At 71.0% G+C, this 10,532-nt stretch carries 10 protein-coding genes; 2 read left to right on the top strand and 8 right to left on the bottom strand.

The window, feature by feature from the left end:
- Positions 1 to 32 precede the first annotated feature (32 nt).
- Complete coding sequence (locus ACXYMW_RS05675; protein ID WP_459034328.1) at positions 33 to 1,046, bottom strand: NADP-dependent oxidoreductase; 1,014 nt, start codon at positions 1,044 to 1,046, stop codon at positions 33 to 35.
- Between the two features lie 105 nt (positions 1,047 to 1,151).
- Between ACXYMW_RS05675 and ACXYMW_RS05670 the strand changes: the two genes are divergently transcribed.
- Entirely contained in the window at positions 1,152 to 2,780 is a 1,629-nt protein-coding gene (locus ACXYMW_RS05670; protein ID WP_459034327.1) for a long-chain fatty acid--CoA ligase, read from the top strand.
- A gap of 73 nt (positions 2,781 to 2,853) precedes the next feature.
- The gene (locus tag ACXYMW_RS05665; RefSeq protein ID WP_459034326.1) at positions 2,854 to 3,255 is read left to right on the top strand and encodes a PaaI family thioesterase; all 402 of its coding nucleotides are present in this window, start codon (positions 2,854 to 2,856) and stop codon (positions 3,253 to 3,255) included.
- 19 nt (positions 3,256 to 3,274) lie between these two features.
- Here the strand turns inward: ACXYMW_RS05665 and rpe are convergent, their stop codons facing one another.
- From rpe to ACXYMW_RS05630, 7 genes are read right to left on the bottom strand one after another with little or no spacing between them, the layout of a single operon-like run.
- On the bottom strand, positions 3,275 to 3,958 hold the full coding sequence (rpe, locus tag ACXYMW_RS05660) for a ribulose-phosphate 3-epimerase (protein ID WP_459034325.1): 684 nt from the start codon (positions 3,956 to 3,958) through the stop codon (positions 3,275 to 3,277).
- 15 nt (positions 3,959 to 3,973) lie between these two features.
- Complete coding sequence (locus tag ACXYMW_RS05655) at positions 3,974 to 4,909, bottom strand: 2-hydroxyacid dehydrogenase (RefSeq protein WP_459034324.1); 936 nt, start codon at positions 4,907 to 4,909, stop codon at positions 3,974 to 3,976.
- Positions 4,910 to 4,912: 3 nt separating this feature from the next.
- On the bottom strand, positions 4,913 to 6,052 hold the full coding sequence (gene rodA / locus ACXYMW_RS05650; RefSeq protein ID WP_459034323.1) for a rod shape-determining protein RodA: 1,140 nt from the start codon (positions 6,050 to 6,052) through the stop codon (positions 4,913 to 4,915).
- On the bottom strand, positions 6,049 to 7,989 hold the full coding sequence (gene mrdA, locus ACXYMW_RS05645; RefSeq protein ID WP_459034322.1) for a penicillin-binding protein 2: 1,941 nt from the start codon (positions 7,987 to 7,989) through the stop codon (positions 6,049 to 6,051). The genes rodA and mrdA overlap by 4 nt, the downstream gene beginning before the upstream one ends.
- Positions 7,986 to 8,525 carry a rod shape-determining protein MreD gene (locus tag ACXYMW_RS05640; RefSeq protein WP_459034321.1) on the bottom strand — a complete coding sequence of 180 codons (540 nt, stop codon included), beginning with the start codon at positions 8,523 to 8,525 and terminating at the stop codon, positions 7,986 to 7,988. The genes mrdA and ACXYMW_RS05640 overlap by 4 nt, the downstream gene beginning before the upstream one ends.
- Entirely contained in the window at positions 8,518 to 9,447 is a 930-nt protein-coding gene (gene mreC / locus ACXYMW_RS05635) for a rod shape-determining protein MreC (RefSeq protein WP_459034320.1), read from the bottom strand. Before mreC ends, ACXYMW_RS05640 begins: the two co-directional genes overlap by 8 nt.
- A 30-nt stretch (positions 9,448 to 9,477) precedes the next feature.
- A complete protein-coding gene (locus tag ACXYMW_RS05630) occupies positions 9,478 to 10,524 on the bottom strand; it encodes a rod shape-determining protein (protein ID WP_459034319.1) in 1,047 nt (348 codons plus the stop codon).
- Between the last annotated feature and the right edge of the window lie 8 nt (positions 10,525 to 10,532).

Here is a 10,532-nt window from a genome sequence, read left to right as displayed (position 1 = left end):
CCTGACCGGGGCCGCGGCGGCGCCGCCGCGGCTCAGATGCGCACCACCTGCTTGCCGCGATTGCCGCCCGCGAGCATGCGGATGAAGGTCTCGGGGGCGTTCTCCAGCCCCTCGGCGACATCCTCGCGCCAGGCGATCTCGCCCGCGGCGACCTTGGGACCGACCTCGTCGAGGAAGGCCGGGTAATCCCCCCAGTGATCGAAGATAATGAAGCCCGCCACCGCCAGCCGCTTGACCAGGATGGCGCGCCAGGCCACCGGCAGGATCGGCGCGCCCTCGGCGCCGCCATACCACGCCACCATGCCGCAGACCGGGATGCGGCCGTGGATGTTCATCAGCGGCAGCACCGCCTCCAGCAGCTTGCCGCCGACATTCTCCCAGTAGATGTCGACGCCGTCGGGCGCCGCCTCGGCCAGTGCCCGGCGCAGGCTCGACGCATCGGCGTGGGCGCGGTGGTCGATGGCTGCGTCGAAGCCGTAGACCTCGCGCGCCTCGGCGCATTTCTCGGGCCCGCCGGCGACCGCCACGGTGCGCAGCCCGGCCATCCGCGCCAGCTGCCCGACCATCGAGCCCACCGGCCCGGTCGCCGCCCCCACCACCAGCGTCTCGCCGGCCTTGGGGCGGCCATAGGCGCGCAGCCCGGCCCAGCCGGTGAAGCCGGGCATGCCCAGCACGCCCAGCGCCGCGGTGGGCGGCATCGCGGGGTCGAGCTTGCGCAGCTCGGCGCCCGGCAGCAGCGCGTGATCGGCCCAGCCGGTCATCCCGGTGACGCGGTCGCCCGCGGCGAAGCCCTCGGCCCGCGAGGCCACGACCCGGCCGACGCCCTGGCCGGTCATCGTGCCGCCCAAGGCCACCGGCTCGGCGTAGCTCTTGGCGTCGTCCATGCGGCCGCGCATGTAGGGGTCGAGCGACAGGTGCTCGACCGCCACCAGCACCTCGCCCGGGCCGGGATCGGGCAGGGGGGCGGTCTCGAGCTTGAAATCCTCGGGCACGGGGGCGCCCTCGGGCCGGCGGGCAAGGGTGATGCGGCGCAGCGTCTCGGTCATCGGAAGTCTCCGGTTCGGGTGTCGTCGGTTCGGCGGTGTTGCCTCGGCGCGGGCTCGCACCGCAAGGTGACCCCGAGAACGCGGAGGGCAAGGGAGGGCCGCCGGATGGACGCCATGATGATGAACCGGCCGCTGTCGATCATCGAGATCCTGCGCTACGCCGCGGAGGTGCATCCCGGCGCCGAAGTGGTCTCCGCCCGGGTCGAGGGCGACCGCCACCGCCAGGATTACGCCGCCACCTACCGCCGCGCCGCGCAGCTGGCGCGCGGGCTGCGCGGTCTCGGCATCGGGCGCGGCGACCGCGTCGCGACGCTGGCCTGGAACGGCCATCGCCATCTGGAGCTCTACTACGCCACGGCCGGGATCGGCGCGGTCTGCCACACCGTCAACCCGCGGCTCGCCGCCGAGCAGATGCTCTACATCCTGCACCATGCCGGCGACCGGGTGCTCTGCCTCGACCTCAGCTTCGTGCCGCTGATCGAGGCGCTGGCCGACCGCCTGCCCCCCGGCCTCACGCTGGTGGCGCTCTGCGCCCGCGAAGCGCTGCCCGACACCGCCCTCACGCTTCTGGCCTACGAGGACCTGCTCGCCGGCCAGCCCGACCGCTGCGACTGGCCCGACCTGCCCGAGGACAGCGCCGCGGCGCTTTGCTACACCTCGGGCACCACCGGCAACCCCAAGGGCGCGCTCTACTCGCACCGCTCCACCGTGCTGCACGCCATGGCGCTGGGCCTCGCGGTGTCGCGCTCGCTGCACGAGGGCGCGCGCATCCTGCCGGTGGTGCCGCTTTTCCACGTCAATGCCTGGGGCCTGCCCTACGCGGCGCCGCTGATCGGCGCCGGGCTGGTGATGCCGGGGCCGCGGCTCGACGGGTCGGCACTCTGGCAGCTGATGGAGGAGGAGGGCGTGACCTCGGCCTGGGGCGTGCCCACGGTCTGGCTCGGGCTGCGCGCCGAGATCGAGGCGCGCGGCCGTCCTCCGGCGGGCTTCGCCCAGGTGGTGGTGGGCGGCTCGGCCGCGCCGCGCTCGATGATCGAGGGCTTCGAACGGGCCGGCATCGAGGTGATCCATGCCTGGGGCATGACCGAGATGAGCCCGGTCGGCACCCATGGCTGCCTCTCGGCGCCGATGCGCGACGCGCCCTTCGAGGAGCAGATGCGCCTGAAGGCCAAGCAGGGCCGGCGCCTCTTCGGGATCGAGCTGAAGATCGTCGGCGAGGACGGGCAGCGCCTGCCGCATGACGGCACCGCCGCGGGCGAGCTCTTCGTGCGCGGCAACACCGTGATCGCGGGCTATTTCGCCAACGAGGAGGCCAGCCGCGCCGCCTTCGACGCCGAGGGCTGGTTCGGCACCGGCGACCTTGCCAGCATCGATCCCGACGGGTTCGTGGTGATCCGCGACCGCACCAAGGACCTGATCAAGTCGGGCGGCGAATGGATCAGCTCCATCGACCTCGAGAACCTGGTGATGGGCCATCCCAAGGTGGCCAATTGCGCGGTGATCGCGGTGCCGGACGCGAAGTGGGACGAGCGCCCGCTGCTGGTGGTGGTGCCGCGCGATCCGGGCGACCCGCCCGACCTTGCCGAGCTGCACGCCGCGATGATGCCCGAGATCGCCCGCTGGCAATTGCCCGACGCCATGGTGCTGGCCGAGGACCTGCCGCTCACCGCCACCGGCAAGGTGTCGAAGCTGACCCTGCGGGCGCGTTACCCGGCGGCGCCGGACGCCACCTGACGCCGGGGTCTGGACCCCGGCCGCCGGCTGGCCGACAAGGGCGGGCAAGCGGCACGGCAGGGGGACAGACGACATGGACGAGCGTTTCCGCGAGGACGCCTATGCCTATCTCCAGCATCTGGGAATCCGGATGGTGGAGTGGCGAGAGGATTACGCCCGCTTCGAGCTGCCGATCGCGCCACATCTCGGCAACCGCCACGGCAATCCGCATGGCGGCGCCCATGCCTCGCTGATCGACACGGTGATGGGCTATGCCGGTTGCTGGACCGGCGCTCCGGGGGTGGTGCAGCACGCGCTGACCCTGTCGCTCAACGTGCAGTACCTGTCCCGGCCGCGCGGCGAGGTGATGATCGGCGAGGGCTGGCGCACCGGCGGCGGGCGCAGCACCTTCTTCGCCGAGGCCCGCGTCAGCGACGAGACCGGCGAGATCATCGCCACCGGTTCCGGCGTCTTCCGCTACCGCGGCCGGGGATGACCGGCCGCGGCCGGCCGGCTCAGGCCATCACGCTGGTCGCGGCGCTGCGGATCGCGCGGATGTTCTCGCCATAGGGTGCGGGCGCACTTGCCGAGCCGCCGCGGAACACCGCAGAGCCCGCCACCAGCACGTCGGCGCCGGCCTCGACGCAGCCGCGCGCGGTCTTCACGTCGACGCCGCCGTCGATCTCGATCTCGACCGGGCGGTCGCCGATCAGCGCCTTCAGCGCGCGGATGCGGGGCAGGGTCTCGGGGATGAAGCTCTGCCCGCCGAAGCCCGGATTGACGCTCATCACGCAGACCAGGTCGACCATGTCGAGCAGCGGCGCCACCGCCTCGACCGGGGTGCCGGGGTTGAGCGCCACGCCCGGGCGCGCGCCGGCGGCGCGGATCGCCTGGAGCGTGCGGTGGATGTGCGGCCCGGCCTCGACATGGGCGGTGATGATGTCGGCGCCGGCGGCGGCGAAGGCCTCGATATAGGGATCGACCGGCGCGATCATAAGGTGCACGTCCATCACCGTCTTGATGTGCGGCCGGATGGCGGCGCACATCTGCGGGCCGAAGGTGATGTTGGGGACGAAATGCCCGTCCATCACGTCGACATGGATCCAGTCGGCGCCCTGCGCCTCCACGGCTTCGATCTCGCGGCCGAAATCGGCGAAATCGGCGGCGAGGATGGAGGGGGCGATCTTCAGGTCGGTCATCGGAATCCTTTCGGGTCAGTAGCCGCGGTCTCGGTCCACCAGATGGAGGAGGGGGGCGCCGGCCTCGCCGCGGCGCACGTTCTCGGCGATCACGCGGGCGGCGGAGGGGGCGCGGGTCTCGGAGGCGATATGCGGCGTCACCGTGACCTTCGGGTGGTCCCAGAACGGGTGGTCACGGGGCAGCGGCTCGGTGCGGAAGACGTCGAGCGTGGCATGGCCGAGCTGCCCGGCGTCGAGCGCCGCCAGCAGCGCCGCCTCGTCGATCAGCGTGCCGCGGCCGGGATTGATCAGCGCCGCGCCGGGGGCGAGGCGCGCCAGCGCTTCGGCATCCATGAGGTTACGCGTCCCGGCGGTGTCGGGGAGCAGCAGCACCACGATCTCGGCCCCGTCGAGCGCCGGGGCCAGGCCCTCGGGCCCGTGATGGGCGGCGACGCCGGGCAGCACCTTGGGCGAGGCGCTCCAGCCCCGCAGGTCGAAGCCGAACCGCGCCAGAGCCGCGGCGCAGGCGGAGCCCAGCGCGCCGAGCCCGAGGATCGTCACCCGGCGGTCGGGGGCCAGCGGCGGCGGCCGGTGATCCCAGCGCGCCTCGGGATTCACGATATGGGCGTCCATGCCGAGATGGTGGCGCAGCACGTGGCCGGTTACGTATTCCACCATGCCGCGGGTCAGCCCCTCCGCGTCGACCATGCGCGCCAGCGGCACGTCGAGCGTCGGGTTGCCGACCACCGCCTCGACCCCGGCCCAGAGGTTGAGCACCGCGCGCAGGTCGGGGAAGCGCGCGAAATCCTGCACCGCGCTGTCGGGGGCGTAGACGATGTAGCGCACGTCCGCCTCCGGCAGGTCGGGCCCGAGCCTGACCTCGAGCCCGGCCGCGGCGAAGGCGTCGCGCAGCGGGGTTTCGTACTCGGCCCAGAGATCGGCGCCGGCGGCGAAGAGGACGGGAACCGGCATGGATTACCTCGGGCGGTGGATATGGGCGCTCTGCACCAGCCCGAAGGCCAGCATCAGGACCAGCATCGCCGAGCCGCCATAGGAGACCAGAGGCAGCGGCACGCCGACGACCGGCGCCAGGCCCATGACCATCGACATGTTGACGGCGAAGAACAGGAAGAAGGTCAGGCCGATGCCCAGCGTCAGCAGCGACGAGAAACGGTCGCGGTTCTGCAATGCCGAGGCGATGCAGAAGACCAGCACCAGCACGTAGAGGCCGAGCAGCGACATGCCGCCCACGAAGCCGAATTCCTCGGCCAGGGTGTTGAAGACGAAGTCGGTGTGCTTCTCCGGCAGGAAGTTCAGCCGCGACTGCGTGCCCTGCATGAAGCCGCGCCCGGTCCAGCCGCCCGAGCCCATGGCGATCTTGGCCTGGGTGATGTGGTAGCCCGCGCCGAGCGGGTCGGTGGAGGGGTCGAGAAAGGTGTCGATGCGGCGGAACTGGTAATCCTTCAGGAGCTGCCAATCGGTGCCGCGGCTTTCGAAGACGGTGGCGATGAAGCCCGTCCCGGCGGCCACCACGGCGCCGAAATAGGCCCAGTGCACGCCGGCGAGGAACATCATCAGACCGCCCGCGGTGAGCAGCAGGATGGCGGTGCCGAGATCGGGCTGGGTCAGCGTCAGGAAGGTCGGGGCGAGGATGATCAGCACCGGGATCAGCACCCAGAGCGGGCGCGAGGTCTTCTTCATCGGCAGCCAGTCGTAATAGGCCGCGAGGATCATCACCAGCGCGATCTTCATCAGTTCCGAGGGCTGCAGCCGGATCACGCCGAGGTCGATCCAGCGCTGCGCCCCCATGCCGACCGTGCCGAAGAACTCGACCAGCACCAGCAGGCCCAGCGACAGGAGGTAGGCCGGCACCGCCATGTTGCGCCAGAACCAGATCGGCACCATGGCGACCACGAACATCAGCGCGAGGCCCAGCCCGTAGCGCTTCATCTGCGGCTCGGCCCAGCGGTCGAGGCTGCCGCCGGCCACCGAATAGAGCATCAGGAAGCCGACGCTCGCCACCGCGGTGAGCAGCACCACCAGCGGCCAGTTCAGGTAGAGGATCTTGCGCCAGCCGCCGGGGACCGTCTTGACCGTGTATTCGAGGTAGCTCATGCGCGGCTCTTGGCGTCGTCGGGTTTCAGCCGGCGTTCCGCGGCCAGCCGTTCCTGCTGTTCGCGGATGCGCTCGCGGTCCGAGCTGGGATAGGCCTCGAGCGGCGGATCGCCCTTGTAGAGCGCCTGCAGGGTGACGTCGCGGGCGATCGGATAGGCGGCGCCCGAGCCGCCGCCATGCTCGACCACCACCGCCACGGCGATGCGCGGATTGTCGTAGGGGGCGAAGTTCACGAACAGGCCGTGGTCGCGGCGCTTCCACGGCAGGTCCTCGTTGCGGATCACCCCGCGGGCGCGTTCGGCCGCGGTGATGTTGCGGACCTGGCTGGTGCCGGTCTTGCCGGCCATGGAGAGCCCGTCGGCGACGATGCGGCCGCGGAAGGCGGTGCCGCGGCTGTTGTTGACCACCTCGAACATCGCCTTGCGGACCCAGCGCAGGTGGTTCTCGTTCAGCCCGATCGGGTCGCCGCCGCGGCTCGGCTCCTCGACGCCGTCGATCGACTTCACCAGGCGCGGCTCGATGGTGCGCCCGGTGGCCAGCCGCGAGGCCATCACCGCGAGCTGCAGCGGCGAGGTCAGCACGTCGCCCTGGCCAATGGAGCAGTTCACCGTGTCGCCGATGCGCCATTCCTTGCCGTAGAGCCGGCGCTTCCACTCCTTGTCGGGCACGATGCCCTCGCCGACCGCGGACATCGGCACGTCGTGGGCATGGCCGAGGCCGAGCTTGCGGGCCATGGCGGCGATGCGCTCGATGCCGACCTTCAGCGCCAGGTCGTAATAGTAGACGTCGCAGCTTTCGCGCAGCGACTTCTCGAGGTTCATGTGGCCATGGCCGGCGCGTTTCCAGCAATGGAAGCGGCGCGACCCGACCTTCAGGTGGCCCGGGCAGTAGACGGTGTCATTGGGGCCGATGATCCCGGCCTCGAGCCCGGCCATGGCGGTGATCATCTTGAAGGTCGAGCCCGGCGGGTAGAAGCCCTGCACGGTCTTCGAGACCAGCGGGTGGCGTTCGTTGTTCTGCAGCGCGCCGTAATCGTCGTAGGAGATGCCGCGGACGAACTTGTTGGGATCGAAGCCCGGCGCCGAGGCGATCGCCAGGAGATCGCCGTGCTCGAGATCCATCACCACGACCGAGGCCGATTCGTCGCCCAGCCGGACGTCGATGTAATCCTGCAGCGCGGTGTCCACGGTGAGCTGCAGGTCGGCGCCGGCCTCGCCCTCGCGGCGGTCGAGCTCGCGCATCACCCGGCCGGCGGCATTGACCTCGACGCGCTTGGAGCCGGCGCGGCCGCGTAGGATGTCCTCGTACTTGGTCTCGACACCGATCTTGCCGAACTGGAAGCGCGGGATCCGCAGCACCGGGTCGGGATCCTCGTAGCGCGCCAGGTCGCGCTCCGAGACCGGCTGCACGTAGCCCACGACATGGGCGAAGATCTCGTCGTGCGGGTAGTGCCGCGACAGCCCGACCTCGGGCGAGACGCCGGGCAGGGCGGGGGCGTTGGCGGCCACCCGGCTCACCGCCTCCCAGCTGACCCGGTCGGCCACCGCGATCGGCAGGAACGGCGCCGAGCGCGCCATCTCGGCGCGGGCCCGCTCGAGCTCGCCGGGATCGAGCTCCACCAGCGCCGAGAGGCGGCGGATCACGTCATCGACGTCGCCGGCATCCTCACGCACGATGGTGATGCGGTAGGCCGGTTCGTTGGCGGCGATCACCAGCCCGTTGCGGTCGAAGATCTGCCCCCGCGCCGGCGGGATCAGCCGCATGTTGATGCGGTTCTCCTCGGCCAGCAGGCGGAACTCGTCGGCCTGCTCGACCTGCATGTCGTGCATGCGCCAGGCCAAGAGGCCGGCGAACCCGGCCTGGGCGCCGCCCAGCACAAGGGCGCGCCGGGTGATGCGGCGGGCGCTGTCGGCATTGTCCCTCGGCGTGCGTCTCATCGGCCATATCCCGTCCGGTCGGTTTCCCCGCCGCCGCGTCCCGCGCGTCCGAAGAGGAGCTGCACCAGCGCCGCGGCCACCGGGTAGGCGAGGATGGTGAGCACGGTCTGGGACGCGAGAAGGGGGGCGTTCGCGATCGGGATGATAAGCACCCAGAGCGCGATTTGATAGATCAGCGCCATCACGATCAGACCAGTGGCCACCGCCGCCCATTCCATCGCGAAGGCGGTCTCGCGGCTGCGCCGCTCGCGTGTCTTCAGGCTTTCCAGCGAGATCACGGTGAGCGCCGCCCAGAGCCCGGGCGGGCGCTGGAACACCAGATCGGCCAGCAGCATGAGCAGGCCGACCAGCCAGAACGGCACGTAGGCCGGGCGCCGCACCGCCAGCGCGAAGAGCAGCGCCAGCATGACGTCGGGCCCGGCAAGGCGCGCCGGCAGCGCGTCCACCGGCAGCAGCTGGAAGAACATCACCACGAGGCCGAGCCCCACCACCAGCGCCCGGCGCGTCCAGACGCGCAGTTCGATGGCGTCAACCATCCGCGGGGGCGGGGGCGTCGGCCCCGTCGCTCTCGGGCGGCGGCGGCAGCACCGCGGGCGGCGTCTCGGGCAGGATCAGCGCCGAGGGCGTGGTGACCCGGCGGGCGCCGTGGTCGCGCAGCACGCGCAGGAATTCCAGCCGCTCGTAATCCGCCGCCAGCCGCACCCGCAGCCGGCCGCCCGGCGATTGCGCGACCTGTCCGATCAGCAGGCCCGGCGGGAAGACGTCGCCGTCGCCCGAGGTCACGATGCGGTCGCCGGCGCGCACCATGTCGGGATCCTCGAGAAAGTCGATGGGCGGGGCCGGGCTGTTGTCGCCCTGGACCAGCGCGCGCTGCCCGGAGGGCTGGATCACCGCCGGGATACGGCTGGTGGCGTCGGTCAGCAGGATGACCCGGCTGGTATTGGCGCCGACGCCGGAAATGCGGCCGACGAGGCCGATGCCGTCCATCGCCGCCCAGCCGTCGACGATGCCGTCGCGCGAGCCGACGTTGATCAGCGCCGATTGCCGGAACGGCGAGCCCGAATCGGCCAGCACCACGCCGGTGATGTAGGTCAGCTGCGGGTCGAGCCGGACGTTGTTGAGGTCGCGCAGCCGGGCATTCTCCTGCTCGAGCTGCAGCGCCGCCTCCTTCCAGGCCGTCATCTGGCGCAGTTCGCGGCGCAGCTCGCGGTTCTGCTCGTAGATGTTGGTGTAGCTCTCGAAATCGCGGAAGATGCGCACCGCGGCGGTGACCGGGGCCATCGCCCAATCCATCTTCGGCACCACCTGGTCGATGACCTGGGCGCGGAAGCGTTCGACCCGCGGGCTGTCGATGCGCCAGACCAGGAACAGCGCCACGAAGGCGAAGATCATCGCCGCCAGAAGCAGGCGCTTCAGCGGGCCGGTGAATTCGTCGCTGGAAGAGCGGTCGCGTGCCACGTCGGGTCCTCGGGCTCAGGCTCGCCCGGCTCAGCTGTCGTAGTCAATCGCGTGACGCAGCTGTTTTTCGTATTCCAGGGCCTTGCCGGTGCCGAGCGCCACGCAGTTCAGGCTTTCGTCGGCGATCGACACCGCGAGCCCGGTCTGCTCGCGCAGCGCCAGGTCGAGATCGCCCAGAAGCGCGCCGCCGCCGGTCAGCATCACGCCGCGGTCGACGATGTCGGCGGCCAGATCCGGCGGCGTGGCCTCGAGCGCGGTCATCACCGCCTCGCAGATCGTCTGCACCGGCTCGCTGAGCGCCTCGGCGACCTGCGCCTGGGAGATCTCGGTCTCCTTCGGCACGCCGTTCAAGAGGTCGCGGCCGCGGATCTGCATCGAGGAGCCGCGCCCGTCATCGGGCATCCGCGCGGTGCCGATCGAGGTCTTGATGCGCTCGGCGGTCGATTCGCCGATCAGGAGGTTCTGCTGGCGGCGCAGGTAGTTGATGATCGCCTCGTCCATGCGGTCGCCGCCCACCCGGACCGAGCGGGCATAGACGATGTCGCCCAAGGACAGCACCGCGACCTCGGTGGTGCCGCCGCCGATATCGACCACCATGGAGCCGGTGGGATCGGTGATCGGCATGCCGGCCCCGATCGCCGCCGCGATGGGCTCGGCGATCAGCCCGGCCTTGCGGGCGCCGGCCGACAGCACCGACTGGCGGATCGCCCGCTTCTCCACCGGGGTCGCGCCATGCGGCACGCAGACGATGATCTTCGGCTTCGAGAAGGTCGAACGGCGGTGCACCTTGCGGATGAAGTGCTTGATCATCTCCTCGGCGACGTCGAAATCGGCGATCACGCCCTCGCGCATCGGCCGGATCGCCTCGATCGAGCCCGGCGTGCGGCCAAGCATCAGCTTGGCATCCTCGCCCACCGCCAGCACCTTCTTGACGCCGTCCTTGACGTGGTAGGCCACCACCGAGGGTTCCGACAGGATGATGCCCCGGCCCTTGACGTAGACCAGCGTGTTCGCCGTGCCCAGATCGATGGCCATGTCCGCCGAAAAGGCGCCCAAGAGTCTGTCCAGTCCGAACATCGCGTCCC

It is taken from the genome of Roseivivax sp. CAU 1761 (genome assembly GCF_054482755.1).
This window is presented reverse-complemented; position numbering and strand designations above follow the sequence as displayed.